The sequence below is a fragment of the Pseudoalteromonas sp. P1-9 genome (assembly GCF_001399975.1).
Taxonomy (GTDB): domain Bacteria; phylum Pseudomonadota; class Gammaproteobacteria; order Enterobacterales; family Alteromonadaceae; genus Pseudoalteromonas.
In genome coordinates, this window is sequence record NZ_LKBD01000002.1 from 202080 (window position 1) to 223486 (window position 21407).

Annotated in this window: 20 protein-coding genes and 1 riboswitch; of the genes, 16 read left to right on the top strand and 4 right to left on the bottom strand. The window is 41.0% G+C overall.

Annotation, left to right across the window (positions count from 1 at the left end; all coding sequences use genetic code 11):
* Positions 1 to 33: 33 nt before the first annotated feature.
* The gene (gene tesB, locus AN214_RS02240; protein ID WP_054978233.1) at positions 34 to 894 is read right to left on the bottom strand and encodes an acyl-CoA thioesterase II; all 861 of its coding nucleotides are present in this window, start codon (positions 892 to 894) and stop codon (positions 34 to 36) included.
* A 74-nt stretch (positions 895 to 968) separates the two neighbouring features.
* Here tesB and AN214_RS02245 point away from each other — a divergent pair, with 74 nt between their 5' ends.
* On the top strand, positions 969 to 1436 hold the full coding sequence (locus AN214_RS02245; protein ID WP_054978234.1) for an EVE domain-containing protein: 468 nt from the start codon (positions 969 to 971) through the stop codon (positions 1434 to 1436).
* A 193-nt stretch (positions 1437 to 1629) separates the two neighbouring features.
* Positions 1630 to 1878 carry a hypothetical protein gene (locus tag AN214_RS02250; RefSeq protein ID WP_010561489.1) on the top strand — a complete coding sequence of 83 codons (249 nt, stop codon included), beginning with the start codon at positions 1630 to 1632 and terminating at the stop codon, positions 1876 to 1878.
* 45 nt (positions 1879 to 1923) lie between these two features.
* Here the strand turns inward: AN214_RS02250 and AN214_RS02255 are convergent, their stop codons facing one another.
* Together AN214_RS02255 and AN214_RS02260 are read right to left on the bottom strand one after the other, a co-directional pair.
* On the bottom strand, positions 1924 to 2985 hold the full coding sequence (locus AN214_RS02255; protein ID WP_054978235.1) for a potassium channel family protein: 1062 nt from the start codon (positions 2983 to 2985) through the stop codon (positions 1924 to 1926).
* A 160-nt stretch (positions 2986 to 3145) separates the two neighbouring features.
* Positions 3146 to 3230: riboswitch (cyclic di-GMP riboswitch) on the top strand.
* 96 nt (positions 3231 to 3326) lie between these two features.
* On the bottom strand, positions 3327 to 5117 hold the full coding sequence (locus tag AN214_RS02260) for a DUF885 family protein (RefSeq protein ID WP_054978236.1): 1791 nt from the start codon (positions 5115 to 5117) through the stop codon (positions 3327 to 3329).
* A gap of 372 nt (positions 5118 to 5489) precedes the next feature.
* Between AN214_RS02260 and AN214_RS02265 the strand changes: the two genes are divergently transcribed.
* Positions 5490 to 6500: a diguanylate cyclase domain-containing protein gene (locus AN214_RS02265; protein ID WP_054978237.1), complete on the top strand. Its 1011-nt coding sequence runs from the start codon at positions 5490 to 5492 to the stop codon at positions 6498 to 6500.
* Between the two features lie 55 nt (positions 6501 to 6555).
* On the opposite strand, the gene AN214_RS02270 is transcribed toward AN214_RS02265, so the two are convergent.
* Positions 6556 to 8376, bottom strand: coding sequence for an EAL domain-containing protein (locus AN214_RS02270; protein WP_161805653.1), 1821 nt, complete (start codon positions 8374 to 8376; stop codon positions 6556 to 6558).
* A 247-nt stretch (positions 8377 to 8623) separates the two neighbouring features.
* On the opposite strand from AN214_RS02270, the gene ubiE reads away from it, so the two are divergent.
* The 13 genes from ubiE (at position 8624) to cysN (ending at position 21405) form a co-directional block, all read left to right on the top strand.
* On the top strand, positions 8624 to 9376 hold the full coding sequence (gene ubiE / locus AN214_RS02275) for a bifunctional demethylmenaquinone methyltransferase/2-methoxy-6-polyprenyl-1,4-benzoquinol methylase UbiE (protein ID WP_054978239.1): 753 nt from the start codon (positions 8624 to 8626) through the stop codon (positions 9374 to 9376).
* Positions 9377 to 9380: 4 nt separating this feature from the next.
* Complete coding sequence (locus tag AN214_RS02280) at positions 9381 to 9986, top strand: SCP2 domain-containing protein (RefSeq protein ID WP_054978240.1); 606 nt, start codon at positions 9381 to 9383, stop codon at positions 9984 to 9986.
* A gap of 11 nt (positions 9987 to 9997) precedes the next feature.
* Positions 9998 to 11608, top strand: coding sequence for a ubiquinone biosynthesis regulatory protein kinase UbiB (gene ubiB / locus AN214_RS02285; protein ID WP_054978241.1), 1611 nt, complete (start codon positions 9998 to 10000; stop codon positions 11606 to 11608).
* Between the two features lie 37 nt (positions 11609 to 11645).
* Complete coding sequence (tatA, locus tag AN214_RS02290) at positions 11646 to 11870, top strand: Sec-independent protein translocase subunit TatA (RefSeq protein ID WP_010561481.1); 225 nt, start codon at positions 11646 to 11648, stop codon at positions 11868 to 11870.
* Between the two features lie 3 nt (positions 11871 to 11873).
* Positions 11874 to 12215 (top strand): Sec-independent protein translocase protein TatB, encoded by a 342-nt coding sequence (tatB, locus tag AN214_RS02295; protein WP_054978242.1) that lies wholly within the window; start codon positions 11874 to 11876, stop codon positions 12213 to 12215.
* The gene (gene tatC / locus AN214_RS02300; protein ID WP_054978243.1) at positions 12196 to 12954 is read left to right on the top strand and encodes a twin-arginine translocase subunit TatC; all 759 of its coding nucleotides are present in this window, start codon (positions 12196 to 12198) and stop codon (positions 12952 to 12954) included. Before tatB ends, tatC begins: the two co-directional genes overlap by 20 nt.
* A 1-nt stretch (position 12955) precedes the next feature.
* The gene (locus AN214_RS02305; protein WP_054978244.1) at positions 12956 to 13444 is read left to right on the top strand and encodes a type VI secretion system-associated protein TagO; all 489 of its coding nucleotides are present in this window, start codon (positions 12956 to 12958) and stop codon (positions 13442 to 13444) included.
* A 4-nt stretch (positions 13445 to 13448) separates the two neighbouring features.
* The gene (locus AN214_RS02310; protein WP_054978245.1) at positions 13449 to 14237 is read left to right on the top strand and encodes a TatD family hydrolase; all 789 of its coding nucleotides are present in this window, start codon (positions 13449 to 13451) and stop codon (positions 14235 to 14237) included.
* Positions 14228 to 16084 (top strand): diguanylate cyclase, encoded by a 1857-nt coding sequence (locus AN214_RS02315; RefSeq protein WP_054978246.1) that lies wholly within the window; start codon positions 14228 to 14230, stop codon positions 16082 to 16084. The genes AN214_RS02310 and AN214_RS02315 overlap by 10 nt, the downstream gene beginning before the upstream one ends.
* Entirely contained in the window at positions 16084 to 17097 is a 1014-nt protein-coding gene (gene hemB / locus AN214_RS02320; protein ID WP_054978247.1) for a porphobilinogen synthase, read from the top strand. Before AN214_RS02315 ends, hemB begins: the two co-directional genes overlap by 1 nt.
* 528 nt (positions 17098 to 17625) lie before the next feature.
* Positions 17626 to 19050 carry a siroheme synthase CysG gene (cysG, locus tag AN214_RS02330; protein WP_054978249.1) on the top strand — a complete coding sequence of 475 codons (1425 nt, stop codon included), beginning with the start codon at positions 17626 to 17628 and terminating at the stop codon, positions 19048 to 19050.
* A 37-nt stretch (positions 19051 to 19087) separates the two neighbouring features.
* Positions 19088 to 19987: a sulfate adenylyltransferase subunit CysD gene (cysD, locus tag AN214_RS02335; RefSeq protein ID WP_010561473.1), complete on the top strand. Its 900-nt coding sequence runs from the start codon at positions 19088 to 19090 to the stop codon at positions 19985 to 19987.
* Entirely contained in the window at positions 19987 to 21405 is a 1419-nt protein-coding gene (gene cysN, locus AN214_RS02340; protein WP_054978250.1) for a sulfate adenylyltransferase subunit CysN, read from the top strand. Before cysD ends, cysN begins: the two co-directional genes overlap by 1 nt.
* Positions 21406 to 21407 lie beyond the last annotated feature (2 nt).

Genomic DNA, 21407 nt, shown 5'->3' on the forward strand with positions numbered 1-21407 from the left:
CAACAAAAATAAAGGCGGTATACACCGCCTTTTTTATCCATATTTTCTAATAACGCCTTCTTGAATCGTCGAGGCAATTAACTCACCTTTTTGATTAAAGAACTGCCCTCGCACCAACCCTCTACCACCACTGGCAGAAGGGCTATCTACTGCATACAAAATCCATTCATCTAAACGGAATGGACGATGAAAGTACATCGCATGGTCAATGGTGGCTACTTGCATATCCGGTTGTAAAAATGACAAACCGTGCGGTTGTAACGCTGTAGGTAAAAATTCAAAATCAGAAGCGTATGCCAGCAAATATTTATGTACTCGCGGGTCATTTGGCATATCACCATTAGCCTTAAACCATACATAGCGCTCAGCAAGGGTTACTTCTGGCTTAAACGGATTTTGAAAATTAACCGGTCGCATTTCAATTGGCTTGTCACAAATAATTTTATTGCGAATTTTTTCCGGGATCAGTTCTTTGTGTTCGCGATAAACATCCAATGAGGATGGCAGCTTTTCAGGGCCTGGTACATTAGGCATCGCCGCTTGGTGAGTCACCCCCTCTTCATCCACTTGAAAAGAAGCAGTCATATAAAATATCGGCTTACCAAATTGAATCGCTTTAACTCTGCGGGTGCTAAAACTGCGGCCATCACGAATGTTCTCTACATCATAAACAATCGGGTGATCAACATCGCCAGGCCTTAAAAAGTATGAGTGCAGCGAGTGCACTTGCCTATCTTCTGCAACGGTTTCTTTTGCAGCAGATAGCGCTTGTCCCATAACTTGACCACCAAAAGCAGCTTTAAAACCAAGATCTTGGCTAGGGCCACGGTACAGCCCCTGTTCTATTTTTTCTAACTTCAGCAATGCTAAAAGATCGTTTAGTACCTGACTCATAACACTATTTCGTAATTTCCTAGTATTGCTATAATAGCAAACACCTGTCACTTTAACATTAGCGAGAATAGGTAATGCAGTATTGGTTATTTAAAACAGAGCCTGACGAATTTTCTATCGACGATTTAAAAGCAAAAAATGACGAGATTTGGGATGGTATTCGCAACTATCAAGCACGTAACTTTCTACGCGACCAAGTGGCGTTAGGCGACCTCGTATTTATCTATCACTCTAGCTGTAAACAACCTGGCATTGTTGGCATTGCTAAGGTAATTAAAACAGCCTTTGCCGATCCTTCTCAATTCGATGCGCAATCAAAATACTTTGATGCTAAAGCAACACCCGATAACCCAAGATGGATAAGTGTCACATTAGAATTCGTTGAAAAGTTACGTATTATTTCACTCACTAAGCTTAAAGCTGATCATCAATTGGCAGATATGCATTTAGTGCAAAAAGGCAGCCGACTATCAATTCAACCGGTGCGGGAATCTGAGTGGCAATATATACTCGATAAATACACTAGCAATTTACTTAAATAGTCACGCAAACGAGCAAGCAAAGCGTTTGTTTAAAGAGTGAATTGATTACCAGAGTGACGTTTGCATGTTTCTCGCTGCTGCAATCATAAAGTTGCACCACGATTTACAAGTATACTAAGTAAGCAGATCGGACTAGACAGTATTCTTTTTAATAGTTTAGTATAAGTTGTCTAACTTTTAATTGCGAAAGATTATGTCTGCTTTAACAAATAAGCCTACAGCGGAGAGAAGGCAAGGAGAAGGTGATTTAAATGCCTTTTGGAGCAACTTAAGTTTTGCCCAAAAAGTCGAATTAAATAAATTAAATCGCTATGGTTATCAACTTGCTTTTGCGCGAAAACTAGAAGAAAACTACCTAGCATTCGCAAGATGTGATACTAGCTATGCAACGATCGACTATCTTGGTGAGGTCGATATGGAGCCGCATTTTCGCATTCGCTAAAAAAGGCAACCTAGGTTGCCTTTTTATTCATTGTTTAATACACAATTACATCGATTGCCAATCGACTTCATAACTGAGCACTCGCTCAACTGACATATAATGCAAAATATCGCCCTGTTTTATTTCCATTTCTAGCGGCGGATTCAAGTCTAATCCCTCACCGATGCGGTTATGCGCTACACCTAAAATGGTCGCATCAAACTGCTTTTTAAAGTGGAAAAATAACACTTCAAATTTAACATTTTGCTTAATGTCACCGACTTCCAAACTAAACTGAGTATCGCCATGTAACGTTGAAAGCAGCTCTTCTTGAATACGACTTGAACCTGGATCTTGCATCGAGCGAACCAAAATTTCTACCGACTTCGAACTCGTAGATTCGACGTTTTTACAGTGTTCTCGCAACATCTCACTTTTACTTTCATCAAGAAAGTACGCGCTGATATGACAAGATGAATGCACTAAGCGACTGATTTTCAACGCTGTAGTAAACGTATGATCATCATCGTTGCCATCAACGATTACTTTATCAGCACCATCAATTGCCACACGTTTAAGTTCATCAACATCAGTGAAACTTGAAAGGCGAACAAAATCCACATGTGGGTTATCTGAAAACGGATGCGTCATTTGCTCGTCAACGGCCAATAAAATTCGTCGCTCAAGGCGCTTATTATCAGCCAAAATATAATTAATCATCTTACGTGTGCGCGAAGGATGATAACCAAAAATTAGAATATGTTCGCTTTGCCCTGAATAATCTTTATCGCCCGTCATAGATGCCTTGATTAACCCCGTAATACTTTGTCCAACTTTACCTAACACCACACCAAATAGTGCTAACCCAATAGGAATTTGCACCAAGGCTACAAATAGTTTTCCCCAATCGGAGCTGGGACTTAGATCACCATATCCAACTGTCGAAGTGGTTACTATGTAGTAATAAATAAATTGATTTATCGCTAATAACTCTGTTTCTTTCGCTGCAAATAAACACACCCAAGTTAAGAGCATATGTGCTGCCACCAAAGAAACAACCGACGTCCAACTTACGTAGTGAATATGGCGCCGAATAGCTACTAGAATTTTCTTTATAACTAAGTTCATGATAAATATTATTTATTTTACTAATGATACGCACTGTAGCGTCATCTAATAAGTGGAGCAAGCAGTACGTGAAAATATCTCAGTTTAGATTGCAGTAAAAAAACAGCAAATTGATAGGCAAAATAATGAAACCCGTTCTAGACTTAATTTGAACTGTTAAGTTCGACAAAGGCAAACTTAGCGAAAGCTGACGACGCAAAGCTATCGGTCTAAGGGAGCATTCCTATGATTGCGAAGCTACCACGATAACAGGTCGGGGGCTATGTAGGCTGCTTCGAAACCATCTCACGAATATAAGAATCATGGGACTTTGGAGCAGCCTTTATTTTAGCAATGCACCCTTACGCTTTTTTCGCCGTTTCGATGTATGCGTCAATCTGTTCTTCGAGTAAATTCAGTGGAAGTGAACCATTTTTCAAAATTTGAAAGTGGAATTCTCTAATATCAAACTCGGCACCTAACGCTTGCTCTGTCTTTTTACGTAAGCGCTTAATGGTTAGCTCTCCAATTTTGTATGATAACGCCTGTCCAGGCCACGAAATATAACGATCTGTTTCAGTTTTAATATTGTGTAACGAAAGCGCAGAGTTATCCTGCATAAAGGTCATTGCGCGCTCACGGCTCCAACCAAACATATGCATACCAGTATCGACAACTAAGCGTGCCGCACGCCACATTTCATAGGTTAAACGGCCAAAATCACTGTAGGCATCTTGGTAAAAACCCATTTCTTTGCCGAGGTATTCAGAGTATAAGCCCCATCCCTCGCCAAATGCTGAAATATAGTGACTACGACGATAACCCGGCACATTTTCTAATTCTTTATTGAGTGATATTTGTAGATGATGACCCGGCACAGCTTCGTGCAATGTTAATGCTTCTAACACATAAAGCGGACGCTTATCTAAGCCATATGTATTTACCCAATAATATCCTGGCGCAGTGTCTTTGTTCGCTCCGACATAACGACCTGTTGTATATTTAGGCGCGATTGAGTCTGGTACAGGCGCTACGCCATAAGGTGTGCGTGGTAGCAATTTAAAAAATTTAGGTAACTGCGCATCTGCTTTTTTCGCTATAAACGAAGCTTCTTTTAATAGTTGCTCAGCCGATTTAGCGTAAAATTGCGGATCAGTTCGTAAAAATTGCACAAACTCAGCAAAACTACCTTTAAAACCTGTTGAGTCAATGATTTGCTGCATTTCTTCTCGAACCCGCTTCACTTCAGCTAAACCCAGCTGGTGTACCTGCTCGGCAGTCATATCAGTTGTGGTGTAATGCTTAACACGATTTTGATAAAACTCACTGCCGTTTGGTGTGGTTGAAATACCAATTTCGGCACGTGCATTCGGCGCATATTCGGTTTCGAAGAAAGATAAATAACTTTGATACGATGGAATCACGCTGTTGCTTATAATCGATTGCGCTTGCTTTTTAAGTTTTGCAAAATCAGCGTCAGAAATGTGCTCTGGCTTGTTTTTAAATGGCTTATAGAACTCCGAATGTTCTGGGCTTTTTACAATAAACGCATTAATTGAGTCCTCATAACCTAACAGCACTGGTTTTGGCTGAGTTAGTCCTATCGCAACCCCCTTTTTCATCCACGCTATATTCTGCTCAAAATAACGCGGTACATCTGCAAGGCGTTTTAAGTAAAGCTGATAATCTTCAACAGTTTTAAAGCTGCTGCGCGATACCATAAATGACAATGCAGAGTGAAAACCAAACTCAGAGGTTAACGGCATATAGTGTGCATTAAAGTCATACTCATCTACCGTGTTTTGTACTTGAGAAACAATAATCGCATGATTAATTCGGTTTTGTTCATCTAACGCGCTCACATCAATAGCGTTTAATTGTGTTAGAAACGCTACATTCTTGGCGTGATTATTAGCTAAAAACTCAGGCGATAAATTTGGTAGAAAATAACCGTTAATCCCCTCTTTTTGCTGATACGGGTCAACACTTTTACGATATGCCACAATGTCATTCGCGACGTTTTCAAAAACACTCACGCTCTGCGCTTGCACACTTGTTGAACTAGGCGAAGTGATGTTTGGAGTTGATTGGCAGCCTACCAATAAAGTACTAGATAATGTCAGCGCAATTAAGGATAAATTGAACGGTTTCATAAACAATAACCAAAATAGAAAGTTGACTCAGCATACGCAAATTCAATTTTTAATCTCAACCAATTTGCGACCAAGTAAGTAAATAATTGCAAAAAATCATAAATTACTTAATTCAAATACACTTAAACCCAACAAAATCAATATAGTAAATACAGCAATTACACACCTTTGGGCTCATCTCGCCAAAATCACATAGTGCCACTAGTTAAATTTAAGCTAAATAAAAGCGATTTTTTTTAATAATTAATAGACTTTTCCTATTCCCAAAAGATAAAAATTGTTTTCTAATTACTTTGGACTTCAAGGGATGAAGGTTGCTAGTAATTTAGGGTGAATATTTAAGCAGTAATTAACCACTGAGGTTGGGATTTTATGAAGTACCATGATTCCATGGCACAAGCACAGCAAAAAATGACGGAGGTTTGCTGGTTTTTAGAAAGGTATAACTTACCACCAATTCCGATCAATTATCATACGATCTATAGCTATATCTCTAAATCTCATGATGCGCTGTGCGAAGAAATTGAAGCACTGCTTGCTGCCGACGAAAAATTGGATAGTTACACCCTAGAAAACCTATTTAGCCGCTATTTATCTGAACACGATTCAAGCCAGAAGCAGCTTGTTAAAGGTGTGTCAGAAACAATTGATATTATGGATAATTCAGTTGAAAAAAGTAGTGATAGCGTCAACAAATATATCGCCACATTGGATAGCAGTTTAGTTGCCATTGACGATGCAGATATCAGTGAAGCAAAACAGCTTATTGCTGACTTAATTGATGCGAGCTATGAGCTAAAAGGTTCGCAACAACACGTGCATGAATCATTATTACAAGCGAGACAAGAGCTTAAAAATTGCCAGCAACAACTGCAACAAATTGAAAAGCATCGCCATGTTGACCCGCTAACCGGCCTATATAAAGAAACTTATATGGTAGACAAAGCTGCGGTTTGGGTAGAACAAGGTAAATCGCTATGCGCCATAGCAATTGATATTGATGACTTTAATGACTTTAATGAGAAGTATGGTCAAGCGGTAGGTGATGTTGTAATTGGTAAAGTCGCCAAAAAAATTCGTTCGTACGTTCAAGACAGTGGCTTGCCTGTGCGCACTAAAGGCAAAGAATTTATGATTTTACTGCCTGACGTTAACGTACAAACAGCAAAAGAAATCGCGGAGCGTATGCGCTCTGGCGTAGAAAAGCTAAAATTCATAAGCTCTCGCAGTGGTAAGCGCTTACCGACATTAACCGTCTCATTAGGTATTAGCGAGATGAAAGAAAAAGAGCAAGATCTAAAGCAGTTAACGGCAAGCGCCAGACATTCAGTCGCAAGAGCCAAACTTCAAGGTAAAAATAACGTATTTTATAATACTCATTAGGTTTTATAGTTGTAGGCTATTTAACTTAAAATCAGCGTTATGATTACGGGCGTTGTTACCCAATCGCGTGAGGTAGTGCGAGCTTAAAACCTTGAAAGCCATCGCTACCTAACTGCTGCGCCCATTTGACCTGTTCTTCAGATTCAAGCTGTTCGCATACCACAACAACTCCTAAGCTGTGCGCCAATTTAATAATATTCTCAAGAAAGTACCAAGAATCTTGTTTTTGCTCTAACTCACGAATAAAACTACCATCAAGCTTAACAATATCAACAGGCCACTTTCTCAATGCGAGTAATGTATTGTCTCCGGTTCCAAAGTGGTCAATCGCAACTTTAGAACCCAATTTATGTAACTTAGAAATTACCTGCGGCGCAAGCTGGCTTTGCGACAGCATTTGTTCATCAAATTCCCAAATTATTGATGTAAACAAATCAGCGAATTGATGTGCTTGTTCTGTCAACCAAGCATAAAAAGTATCGTCTAATACACTGTGAACCGATACATTAATACTCACAGGCAAGTCTAGCTGCCCTTTTACATACCAGCTTCTAATCAAATTAAAAATACGCTTATCGAGTTCGCCACTTGCTGAAAATTGCTCGGCTTTTGATTGCAACAATAAAGTAGGGATCACTTCATCTTGGAAGGTGATTTTCGTGAGTACTTCTGAAAACATTAAACTAACTTGATCTGACATCATCACGCTATGCTGCGATAAGCCCAGTGTTGATTCACTAATTGCCATTAAAACACGCTCACGTGTCGCCAGCATATCAGATACTTTTTTCATGTGTTGAGACGGTTCATATAAATGATATTTTCTGCGTTCTTTCGCAGCGATTAATACGGCTTCATCTGCCGCTTTCATAACCTCAGGCATTGCCTCACCGCTTTGCCATAACACAGCACCCACTAATACTTCTTTCTTTTGCTGGTATTGCCCTTGTAAACGAGCCAAGTGCGACGCCATATCGCTCAAAACGTTTACTAGCTCGTCTCGTGTAACATGCTGTAAAACACACGCAAATTCATTATCGTTTAAGCGAAAAATTCGCGCGTTAACACCTTGCTTTGAATGTGTTTGCAATGTGTATATCACATCTTCTAAAAAGGACCGCGCTACAGAAAACCCCTCTTTACGACGCACCGTTTCCCACTCACTTAAGCGCACTAATATAAGTGCTCCGCTTTGGTTTTTCTCATCACTAAGTAATTGTTCAAATTGCGCGCAAAACAAACGGCGATTACCGAGTTGAGTCAGCTCATCTCTGTACAACGCGTTTTTAGCATGTTCCAAGCGCTGAGTTAGCTCGTTCACCAATTCTTTCACTTGATTTGTCATGCGATTATGGCTCGACATTAACGCATTCATTTCAGACACACTTTGTATCTCAGGTGCCTCGGTAAACTCTTTATTAGCAAGTTTATTGGTGTGTTGATGCAAAGCATCGATCGGGGCTTTTAGCGCGCGAATTGCAATGTGTAAAATAAACCAAGCAAAACAGATAAAAAACGTAAATACCGCACACACATCTTTAAATGAGCCATAGATATAGTTATTCGCGGGCGAAGCCTGTAGCTGCAATTGCACCATGTATTCTTGCTCCGCAAGTGCGAAACTTTGTTGAAACAATGGACTAGAAACAGACAGGTAATTCGCAAGCCACTTCGGCATAGCCGATGGCTGCGTTGCTCGCTTTTCTATAAAAGTTTTATCAAGGTGCTGAACTCTAATATAAGCATATTGATGTAAGCGGCTAAACTGCGAAACCTGCTCCGTCAATAACTGGTGATTAGCATTCGCTGACTGCGAAATACTTTGCACTAACGTTAACCCCAACAATTCAGTTTGCTCAGCAAGCTGGTTTTTCATAAATGCTTTGCTATTGCTCACGGTAAAACTGGTTATCACAATAAAAAGTGAGACCATAATGAAAGCAATAATCACATTAAAATAAGTTTTCAGGGTCATCGATTGTTTTGACTAATTTTTATTTTATTATTTCAGTTTAGTGTGAGATCAATAAAAGTGCCCAATTTAAGCGCTAAGGCACGCTGATGATTGTCATTTCTTATTCCATTCGAGTAAACTATGGGCGTTAATAATCATAGGATTGAAAATGAAGCCACACGACGAGCAAACTGACTTTGGTTACAAATCTGTTGCACGAGAAGAAAAGCAAGGCCTAGTCGCCGATGTATTCCATTCTGTTGCAGCTAAATATGATGTAATGAACGATTTAATGTCGTTTGGTATTCACCGTTTATGGAAACGCCACACAATTGCTTGCTCGGGCGCTCGCACTGGCCAAACAATTCTTGACTTAGCCGGTGGCACCGGTGATTTAACGGCGCGTTTTAGCGATATCGTTGGTCCTGAAGGGCAAGTAGTATTAGGCGATATTAACGACTCAATGCTTAAAGTCGGTCGCGAAAAACTACGTAACCTAGGTAAAGTAGGCAACATTGAATACGTGCAAATGAACGCAGAAGCGTTACCATTTCCAGACAACACCTTTGACCTTATTACAATTGCCTTTGGCCTTCGCAATGTAACCGATAAAAGCAAAGCTCTGGCGTCAATGCAGCGTGTATTAAAGCCAGGTGGTCGTTTGCTTGTATTAGAGTTTTCAAAGCCAATTCACGAACCACTCAGTAAAGCCTACGATTTCTACTCGTTTAACCTATTACCGAATATGGGCAAGTTAGTTGCGAACGATGCTGAATCATATCGCTATTTAGCTGAGTCGATTCGCATGCACCCAGATCAAGAAACGCTTAAACAAATGATGGAAGATGTGGGTTTTGAAATGACTAGCTACGAAAACTTAACCGGTGGTATTGTGGCACTTCATAAAGGGTTTAAATTCTAAGCTTATGGTGTCGAGCCTAATTTCTGCCGCAATAGAGCAACTGCTTAATCAACTAACCAAGCTTGATGGGCAGTTTGTCTCCGAGTTACATGCAGCAACGCGTAAACAGCTTACCATCGACGTTACCGATATTTCGTTATTTATTAGGCTGTTGTTTGATGGTCAACGCTTTCATGTTTTACCAAAAGGCGATAGCCAAAGCGACTGCCTCATTCGCGCAGATTTAAGCACCTTGCTTGAACTCAAACAGCCAGAAAAAGTAACCCAACTAATTCGCAGCGGTAGACTCGACCTTGAAGGTGATTTAAACCTAGCCCAACAATATAGCAAAGCATTTAACGCGCTGAACATCGACTGGGCTGATAATTTGTCATCGTATTTAGGCGATGGCCTGGCATACACGCTAGTTAATGGCATTAAACACGCGATTAGTAACGCAAAAAAGCAAAGCGCGGTATCACAGACAACGTTTACCAGCTTACTGCAAGATGAGTTAAAAGTGTCTATTCACCCACTGGAAGCGCAATTATTTAAACAGCAGTGTCGCTCATTACAGCAAAGTTTAGCGCAATTAGAGCAGCGCGTAGATAAGCTTTGTAACGCAATTTAAGGGCTCAATTAGTGCATTTTTCACGTGCTTATAAAATTATTAAAACCTTTCTTAACTATGGTTTAGATGAACTAATTCCGGCACACCTGTTTCCTTGGTATGGCAAACTCGCGCGCAGTTGTTTTTTTTGGCTTGGCAATAAACACAAAGATAAAAGTGTCGGTCAGCGTTTGCGTTTAGCCCTTGAGTCATTGGGGCCTGTATGGGTTAAATTTGGCCAAATGCTATCAACTCGTCGTGATCTATTACCACCTGATATCGCGAAAGAGCTTAGTTTATTACAAGATAATGTCGCGCCATTCGACGGCAAACAAGCGCAACAGTTAATTGAACAAGCACTAGAACTTGATGATATTCATCAGCTATTTGAACAGTTTGAACAAACACCTCTGGCGTCAGCATCTATTGCACAAGTTCATACTGCACAACTAAAACACGTAGATGAATTACACGAAGTTGTGATTAAAGTTATTCGCCCTGACATTGAAGACGCCATTTACTCTGATCTTAAGCTAATGACGCAACTGGCCAAATTAGTCAGTCAATTTATGCCTGATGGCAAACGATTGCGCCCTGTGGAAGTCATTAACGAGTATCGCAAAACCTTGTTAGATGAACTCGACTTACAGCGTGAAGGGGCGAATGCGATTCAGCTTAAACGTAATTTTGAAGATTCAGATAGTCTTTATATTCCGTACGTTTATAGCGACTTAAGCCGCAAAAATGTGCTTGTTATGGAACGCATTTATGGCATTCCAGTATCAGATATTGAAGCGCTAGAAGCACAAAACACTAATTTACAGCTACTTGCCGAACGCGGTGTTGAAGTCTTCTTTACCCAAGTGTTCCGCGACAGCTTTTTCCATGCTGATATGCACCCTGGCAATATTTTTGTATCGCGAGAGCACCCTGAAAATCCAATGTATATTGGTATAGACTGCGGTATCGTCGGTACGCTCAATAAAGAAGATAAACGCTATCTAGCCGAAAACTTTATTGCATTCTTTAACCGCGACTATCGCAAAGTTGCAGAGCTACATGTTGATTCAGGCTGGGTGCCGGCCGATACAAATGTTGAAGAGTTTGAGTTTGCAATTCGCACAGTTTGCGAACCTATATTCCAAAAACCTCTAGCCGAAATATCATTTGGCCAAGTGCTGGTAAACCTGTTTAATACCGCTAGACGCTTTAATATGGAAGTGCAGCCACAGCTTGTGTTACTGCAAAAAACCTTACTTTATATTGAAGGGCTGGGCCGTCAGCTTTATCCGCAACTTGATCTTTGGAAAACCGCCAAACCATTCTTAGAAGAATGGGTAAAACAGCAAATTGGCCCGAAAGCGGTATTATCACAAATTAAAGAAAATCTGCCATTTTGGGGTGAAAAACTGCCTGAAATGCCAGATTTACTCTACAAAGCACTTAAACAACACACTAATTCGAGTGCAAACGTCACAATACAACAATCTAATCGTGCTATAGTCTGGGCAATATTTGCCATGACATTCACATTAACTGGCACAGTATTTTTTGTTACTAATTTCATTATTCCTGCTGCTGCACTGTTTACGGCTGCAACAGTGAGCGCTTGGCGAGCTTTGCGACATTCAGGCAATCATTAGGTATAATTTAACCATCTACTGATTTGGAGAACATATTATGGGTATTGGTGGTATTAGCATTTGGCAGCTACTTATTATCTTGGCAATTATCGTATTACTGTTTGGTACTAAAAAACTGCGTGGTATTGGTAGTGATTTAGGTGGCGCTGTTAAAGGGTTTAAAAAAGCAGTATCAGATGAAGACAAACAATCTGACGCAATTCAAAACAAAAGCGAAAGCGATAAAGTTACCGACAGCGAAAAAAAGCACGATAAGGTTTAAATAATGGGCTTTTGGGAGCTATTTGTTGTTTTAGTTGTAGGTCTAATTGTACTCGGCCCTGAACGCTTACCCACTGCGGTACGCTCAGTTGCACGCTGGATAAAAACGGTCAAACAAATGGCAACAAATGTACAGGCTGAAATTAATGAAGAACTGCGCGTTCATGAATTGCACCAAAACTTAAAGAAAGCAGAACAACAAGGTATGGATAACCTGTCGCCAGAGCTAAAACGCTCGGTTACTGAACTTTCAGAAGCGGCGCAATCGGTAACTCACAGTTACAAAAATACCAAACAAAATACAGAGCAAGCGCAGAACAGCAATAATGACCAACAACCAAAGTAACGCTGAACCAGCGCCAACCTTTATTAGTCACCTAGTAGAATTACGCAACCGACTAATGCGAGCACTCGCATCCATTTTGTTAATATTTTTAGCATTGGTTTATTTTGCTAATGATATTTATGAATTTGTCGCAACACCGCTTATTTCACACTTACCCGAAAATGCGAGCATGATCGCAACCGATGTTACGGCGCCGTTTTTTGCGCCATTCAAGCTCACATTGTTCGCTGCGTTGTTTTTAGCCTTCCCGTTTATTTTGCATCAAATTTGGGGGTTTATTGCGCCCGGCTTGTATCAAAATGAAAAGCGCGCGCTAATTCCAATCCTGGCAGCCTCAGTAATTTTATTTTATGGCGGCATTGCCTTTTGTTATTACCTTGTAATGCCGATTGTATTAGGATTCTTCACTGGTATTGGCCCTGAAGTAATGACCATTACACCCGATATCAGCAGTTATTTGAGCTTTGTCTTAAAGCTATTCTTCGCGTTTGGTATTGCATTTGAAATTCCTGTCGCAATTATGCTGCTGTGTTGGAGCGGTGCGACAACAAAAGAAAAACTAAAAGAAAAGCGACCTTATGTTGTCGTTGGCGCATTTGTTGTTGCGATGTTCTTAACGCCACCAGATGTTTTATCGCAAACATTGTTGGCTATTCCCATGCTAGCCCTTTTTGAGTTAGGCTTACTGCTAGCAGGATTTTATCAAAAGAACACAGACCCTGAAGAGGCTAAAAACTAAAATGAAAAAGTTATCTATTGTTTTATTCTCACTACTTACTTTGCCACTAAGTGCACAAGAAATTAATACACAGGCATTAAAAGCATGTAGTTTTATCGAAAATGATTTTCAGCGCTTGCAGTGTTATGACCAAGTTGTTGCAGGAAAAGAGCTTACAGCAGCAAAAGCGAATAACAATAAAAAAGCTAAACCTGCGCAAGCAGTAAACAACAAAGCAAAACCACAAACAGCAAAAGACGATTTTGGCCTTGAGCATAAAAATGTAAAGAAAGAGGCGGATGAAATAACTTCTGTTGTAGTTGACGTTAAGAAAAAACCACACGGCGAGCTTATGATAACGTTGGAGAATGGCCATGTTTGGCACCAGATTGGCTCTGATTACTTTACGGTTAAAGAAGGTGAGACAGTTATCGTTTCTCGCGGCATGTTTAATTCATTTACGATGAAAGTTAAGGGTAGAAACAGAGGCATTAAAGTAAAACGTAAATAGTCGTATGCGTTACTTTGATATCGGTGTAAACCTTAGCAGCGAGCAATTTGCCAAAGACAGAGCAGATGTAGTTTGCCGTGCACAATCTGCAGGCGTTGAAAATATACTGCTAATTGGATCAAACATTGATGATAGCCGCCAAGCTATTGCGCTCGCCCACACCTTTAATCTAACAGCAAGTGCGGGGATTCACCCGCATGATGCGAAAACAGCACAAGGCAATTATTGCGAAACCATCGCGTCACTGGCAAGTGATAGCGCCGTGGTTGCAATTGGTGAATGTGGCCTCGATTATAATCGGGACTTTTCACCACGCGACAAACAGCGCGAAGTATTTGCCGCGCAAGTGGCACTGGCAAATAAACTTAATAAACCGCTTTATATGCATCAGCGTGATGCGCACCAAGACTTTTTAGCAATAGTAAAAGAAGCTGAAGTACCAGGCGTTGTGCATTGTTTTACTGACAGTGAGCAAGCGTTAGAGGCCTACTTAGAACTTGGTTTTTATATTGGCATTACGGGTTGGCTGTGCGATGAACGCCGTGGAGATACGTTGCGTCAATTATTGCCACGAATTCCGCTCGACAAGCTGTTGTTTGAAACCGATGCACCGTATTTGCTGCCACGCAATATTAAACCAAAACCAAAATCTCGCCGCTGTGAACCAATGCATATTACACATGTTGTTGCGCAAGCTGCTGAGTTGTATGGGTTACCTGTAGAAGAAGTCGCTGATGCAGCATTTAATAATGCGCATAAGCTCTTTGCTTTGGAAGTGAGTGCATGCGACTGATCTTGTTTATCTGCCTGTTATTCTCATGTGCACTGCAAGCAAATACCTTAAATACTAAATTAAACAGATATACGCAGTTAGTATTTGACTACAGCCTAGTACCAAGTGACTCTCCTGAGAAAATCCCAGTAAATACCTGGCAACGTGTTGAATCAGGACAAGTCAACCTTGGACTGGGTAATTCGCCTGTTTGGCTGAAATTTAAGATAAATAATAATACACAGATGCAGCAAGAGCTCTTTTTGTTTAACGCATTTGTTCATATCGATAAGCTCACGTTATATCAAAAAGGCAATAACTTAACGCAAACCCAGCTTACACTTGGTGATAGCATGCCGATTAAAACGCGCTATTTAAAAGATGCTGATCAGATATTTAAACTCAGTCTGTCACCAAATACACATTATGAATACTATATAAAAGCTGAAACAGCAGGCGTAATGAAGCTTAACTTATCGCTTTGGCAGCACGATAAGTACATTGAGAAAAAAGCCAAGTTCAACCTCATTATGGGGCTGATATTAGGAGTGATGTTTGCATCATCTCTGATTTTATCTGTGCTGTTTTTAATTACTAAAAAGCAAAGCTTTGCCCTTGCAGCAGTGTTTAATATTTGCGTTTGGTTTTTATTTGCGTGGCTACTCGGCTACGTTTATCGCTATATTTCTGACCAAAGCTTTTGGTTAATTCATACCATTATTCCGGCGTTAACCATCTTTGTGCTCGTCCCACTAAACATTCTTACCGAACGAATATTAGGGCTACATAGCCTTGCAAAGCCACACGTTGCCTGTTTGCGCATTACGCTTGGTATCAGCTTAGCTTTAGTAGTTATAGCACCTTTTTTAAGCTACACCATAGCCCTTACTGTGGCGGTTATTTTTGCGCTTATTCATGTGCTTATTTTGTTACTAGTAACTGGCATTCGCGCGCAGAAAAAAGACACCAAGGCACAATTACTTGTAGTGTGCATTTTACCGCTGCTAATCACCCTTTTGTATAAAGGTGCATTGCTCTTTTCTTACAGTATCTACTTTAGCCAGCTTATGGTGGTGTTTGGTGTAAGCTACCTAATTAGCTGTATTGCTCTTACATTAATTGCAATTAGCCAATATATTCAACAGCGTGATATTAAGGTAAGTCAGCAACAAAAACGCCTTGCAGAAGCAGAAGCTAACGAAGCCATTCAGAGTGAAACGATCCGCTTACAAGAGTTACACCAAGAAGAATTAGAAAGTAAAATACAGCAGCGTACTTTTGAGCTAGAAGTGACCCTTAGAGAACTACAAGAAAAGAACCTTGAGCTCGAAGAACTAAATACACTTGATGCATTAACTGGGCTGCGTAATCGCCGTCATTTTGATAAGAAAATCACCATGGAGTTTCGTCGCTCTCGCCGTGAACAAACACCTTTGGCTGTAGTAATGTTGGATATCGACCATTTCAAACCGATCAACGACGAGTATGGTCATTTAGCGGGTGATGAAGCGATTAAGTATGTTGCAGCGAGTATCAAAGGGGCATTGCGTCGTCCATCTGATATCGCATGTCGCTATGGCGGTGAAGAATTTGCCCTGATTTTACCAAATACCGATAGCCAAGGTGCTAAGTTAGTATCTGAAACCATTCGTCAAAATATTGCAAAACATGCGATAAAAACCAGCTCTGGTGATGTAAAACTGACGATTAGCGCCGGCATATTTAGCAAGGTTGCCGATGCAAGCTTAGATCCAAATCAATATACCGACTGGGCAGATAAGGCACTCTATAGCGCCAAGCAGCAAGGTCGAAATCGTGTTCTTATTGCCGATTCAACCCAGTCACCCAAAGACCCCGAGGAGTTATAATGGCCCAATCAGGTTTAGATTTATTCCCCTATTCACGCATGCGTCGTATGCGTAAAGACCCTTTCTCACGCAAATTAATGCAAGAAAGCGTACTTACAACGGCCGATTTAATTTATCCAGTATTTGTATTAGAGGGTAAAAATCGTCGTGAAAAAATTGATTCTATGCCAGGAATTGAACGTCTTTCAATAGATTTACTTATTGAAGAGGCAAAAGAACTTGCTGCACTTGGTGTACCTGCAATCGCAATTTTTCCAGTGACGCCAGCAGATAAAAAATCACTTGAAGCAGAAGAAGCGTACAACCCTGAAGGACTAGCTCAGCGTACCGTTAAAGCACTCAAGCAAGCAGTGCCAGAGATGGGCGTCATTACTGATGTTGCACTCGACCCATTTACGGTTCACGGCCAAGACGGCATTATTGATGAAGACGGTTACGTACTAAACGACATCACAACAGACATTCTAGTTAAGCAAGCACTGTCTCATGCTGAGGCAGGAGCAGATGTTGTGGCGCCATCAGATATGATGGACGGCCGCATTGGTGCGATTCGTGAAGCATTGGAAGATGCCGGTTTTATCAACACACGCATTATGTCTTATTCGGCGAAATATGCTTCGAGCTACTATGGTCCATTTAGAGATGCGGTCGGTTCTGCTGGTAATTTAAAAGGTGCTGATAAAAAGACCTACCAAATGGATCCTGCTAATTCAGACGAGGCACTACGTGAAGTCGCATTAGATCTGCAAGAAGGTGCAGACATGGTGATGGTAAAACCTGGCATGCCTTACCTTGACGTGGTACGCCGCGTAAAAGATGAATTTGGCGTACCAACCTTTGCATACCAAGTAAGCGGTGAATACGCGATGCACATGGCGGCAATCGAAAATGGTTGGTTAGCTGAAAAACCAATCGTTATGGAGTCATTACTTGCTTTTAAACGCGCTGGTGCCGATGGCATTTTAACCTACTTCGCTAAGAAAGCTGCAATTTGGTTAAACGAAAAAGATTAGATTAAACAAACAGAAAAGGGCGCTTAACGCCCTTTTTTATTTTTCCCAGCAAAGTTATCGCCGCGCAGCACAATTTAATAACCCCTAATGCAGCACCATAATAAAACCATAGCAGAGTATAGCAAGCACAAGGCCTCCGCCTGCGCGCTGCAAATAAACCAACTTCATTTCTCGCTTAATCCAATAGAAATACATAAACTGCAAAAAACAGGTTGCCGTTGCGCCAAAACAGGCAAATAGGCATAAATAAATCACTTGCAACATCGCTGTCTCAGCTCAAAATAAAAATTTATATCTAATAACTATAATGGCTAATCGCTACTAAACACAACGTTTTTAATTAACCCCCTTGTTTTTACTTACTTAAACCAAAATTAAAGTCGATATATAACTAAAAAGAATATAGCTAGATTTAAAATTATTTTTTTCTTTCTAAGCTCTTCTCTATGCTCCATGCTAAATCTTTGCCTGTAACGCAATCAGCCTGATAACACAGCGCAAAATTATCGCTTTCTTAGGGGACAACACGTGGACTATTTTCCAATTTTTACCAAGCTTGAAAATAAGCCTGTATTAATTGTTGGTGGTGGTGATGTAGCACATCGCAAATGCCAAGCTATGCTGCAGGCTAACGCCAGCATTACCCTTGTTGCGCCTGAGTTTTGTGCGGAGTTAATAGCGCTTAGTAACGATAAAAAAGTAACTCTTATCCACGATTACTTTACTGAGCAACATATTACAAATCAAAGCTTAGTGATTGCGGCGACCGACCTTGAAGCTGTTAACAAAGCCGTTTTTGATGCCGCAGAAGCAAAGAATATTTTTGTAAATGTGGTTGATGACCAACCTAAATGCAGCTTTATTTTTCCATCAATTGTGGATCGCAGCCCAATCACCATCGCAATTTCGAGCGCAGGCAAAGCGCCGGTGCTTGCGCGTCGCTTACGTGAAAAGCTTGAAACCATAATTCCACAACATATTGGCCCATTAGCACAGCTTGCGGGTAACTTCCGCGATAAAGTAAAAAGCCAGTTAGATAGCTTTAGCAAACGCCGCATGTTTTGGGAAAAAGCATTTACGTCAGATGCAGTAGCGCAAGTAGCAAAAGGAGATATTGCTGCTGCAGAACAAACCTTTGAAAACATCTTAGCTGGTGACAACCAGTTGAATGGTGGAGTATATGTGGTAGGTGCAGGTCCTGGTGATCCAGAGCTTTTAACAATTAAAGCTCTGCAAGTAATGCAAACCGCAGATGTTATCGTGTATGATTACCTGGTATCTGAGGAAATCATGACTTTGGTGCGAAAAGATGCAGAGCTCATATGTGTTGGCAAACGCGCAGGCAATCATAGTGTGCCGCAAGATGAAATCAACCAAATCTTGGTTGAGCTTGCAAAGCAAGGTAATACAGTATGCCGTTTAAAAGGCGGTGACCCGTTTATCTATGGTCGCGGCGGTGAAGAAATACAAGAACTTGCTAAGCATAATATAGCGTTTCAAATTGTACCAGGCATTACAGCTGCAGCAGGTTGTTCTGCTTATGCGGGTATTCCGTTAACACACAGAGATTATGCGCAGGCAATTCAATTTGTCACAGGCCATTGTAAAAAAGAGGGTCAAGAACTTGATTGGCAATCTCTGGCTAAAGCAAATCAAACTCTCGCTGTTTATATGGGTGTGATAAAATCGCCGCATATTCAAGCAAAACTGATTGAATATGGGCGCGCACCTGAGACACCTGTAGCGATTATTGAGAATGGCACACGTAAAGAACAGCGTGTGATAACAGGTGAACTCAATGACTTGGCAAGTTTAATTGAACGCGAGCAAATTAAATCGCCAGCATTACTCATTATTGGTGAAGTAGCTAACCTTAGCAAAGAGCTTGCTTGGTTTGGTAATTCACAACAGCCACATTTGTCGAGCAGCCAGCTGCTCACCAATGCGGCATAAAGAATTTAGAATTAACTTTACGTTTTAGGACAAAATCATGGCATTAACCCATCTTCAGCAACTCGAAGCTGAAAGTATTCAAATTATCCGCGAGGTTGCGGCTGAGTTTGAAAACCCTGTGATGCTTTACTCAATTGGTAAAGACTCATCGGTGTTATTGCACTTAGCGCGCAAGGCTTTTTACCCAGGCAAAATTCCTTTTCCACTGCTACATGTAGATACCGATTGGAAATTTCGCGAAATGATCGAGTTTCGTGACCGCTTAGCAAAAGAATACGATTTTGAACTAATTGTGCATAAAAACCCAGAAGGGATTGCTATGGGTGTTGGTCCATTTACCCATGGTTCGTCTAAGCATACTGACATTATGAAGACTCAAGGCTTAAAACAAGCGCTTGATAAGTATGGCTTTGATGCGGCATTTGGTGGTGCGCGTCGTGATGAAGAAAAATCACGGGCAAAAGAGCGTGTATATTCGTTCCGTGATAAAAATCACCGCTGGGATCCTAAAAACCAACGCCCAGAGCTGTGGAGCAACTATAACGGTCAAGTAAACCCTGGTGAAAGCATTCGTGTATTCCCACTATCAAACTGGACTGAGCTTGATATTTGGCAATATATCTACCAAGAAAACATCGAAATTGTGCCGCTTTACTTATCAGACAAACGCCCTGTTGTTGAGCGCGATGGTTTACTTATCATGGTTGATGACGAACGTATGCCACTACGTGAAGGCGAAGAGCCAGAGCTACGCTCTGTACGTTTCCGTACCTTAGGCTGTTACCCACTAACAGGCGCAGTTGAGTCTGAAGCAAATACCTTAACCGGCATCATTGAAGAAATGTTGTTATCAACATCATCTGAGCGCGAAGGCCGTGCAATTGACCACGATTCGTCGGGTTCTATGGAAAAGAAAAAACGTGAGGGCTATTTCTAATGTCGACAGCAAATGAAGTAAGAGAATTAGGTATCGAGCAATACCTGTCGCGTCAACAAGACAAAAGCTTATTGCGTTTATTAACCTGTGGTAGCGTAGATGACGGTAAATCAACACTGATTGGTCGTTTGTTACACGACAGCCACCAAATTTATGAAGATCAGCTAGCGGCACTTCATAAAGATAACGAAAAAGTAGGTAATGCGGGTGAAGAACTAGACTTAGCACTACTCGTTGATGGCCTGCAAGCAGAGCGCGAGCAAGGTATCACAATTGACGTTGCTTACCGTTATTTCTCAACCAATAAGCGTAAGTTTATTATTGCTGATACACCAGGGCACGAACAGTACACGCGCAACATGGTAACAGGTGCATCGACAGCTGATTTAGCAATTATTCTGGTAGACGCCCGCTACGGTGTGCAAGTGCAAACCAAACGTCATAGCTTTATTTGTGATTCACTGGGTATTAAACAGTTTGTTGTAGCGATCAACAAAATGGATATCGTGGATTTTGATGAAGCCGTTTACAACAAAATTCAGCAAGACTATTTAGACTTTGCTGAGCAACTTAATGTTGAAGACATTCGTTTTATTCCAATGTCTGCCTTAAAAGGCGATAACGTTGTAACACGCTCAGAAAAAACACCATATTACACAGGAGCCCCGCTACTTGAGTTACTTGAAAACTCGCCTGCGGCAGCGGCTAATACCGAGTTTGAAGCACGTTTACCAATACAACTAGTTACACGCCCTAACCTGAATTTCCGTGGTTTCCAAGGTACTTTAGTTGCGGGTGAATTAACGGTAGGTGAAACAGTAAAAGCACTGCCTTCAGGCAAAACGTCTACGGTAAAAGAAATCGTAACCTTTGATGGTAATTTAGAGCGCGCAGAAGCCGGACAAGCAGTTACATTAACACTTAATGACGAAATCGATATTAGCCGTGGTGATGTTATTGTACCAGCTAATAGTGCAGCTAAAATTTCAAACCGCTTGCAAGCTAAGCTAGTATGGATGCACGAAGCACCGTTAGTGCTAGGCAAAGAATATAATGTTAAGTTGGCAACTAAGAAAACAACTGCGAAAGTGGTTGCGATTGATCACACTATCGACGTTAACACCTTAGCGCACGGTCAGGCAGACAGCTTACAGCTGAACGAAATCGCGATTGTTACAATTGAAGTCGATGAACAGGTGCTCGCTGATGCTTACGCAGCAAACCGTGAAACAGGCTCATTTATCTTGATTGATCGCCTGTCAAACTTAACCGTTGCAGCAGGTATGATTGAACAAGTACTTGACACTGCCGATACACAACAAGCACCATCTAATTTTAGTGCCTTTGAAGTTGAGTTTAATGCATTAGTGCGTAAACACTTCCCTCACTGGCAAGCAATTGATATTTCAAAGCTATAAGT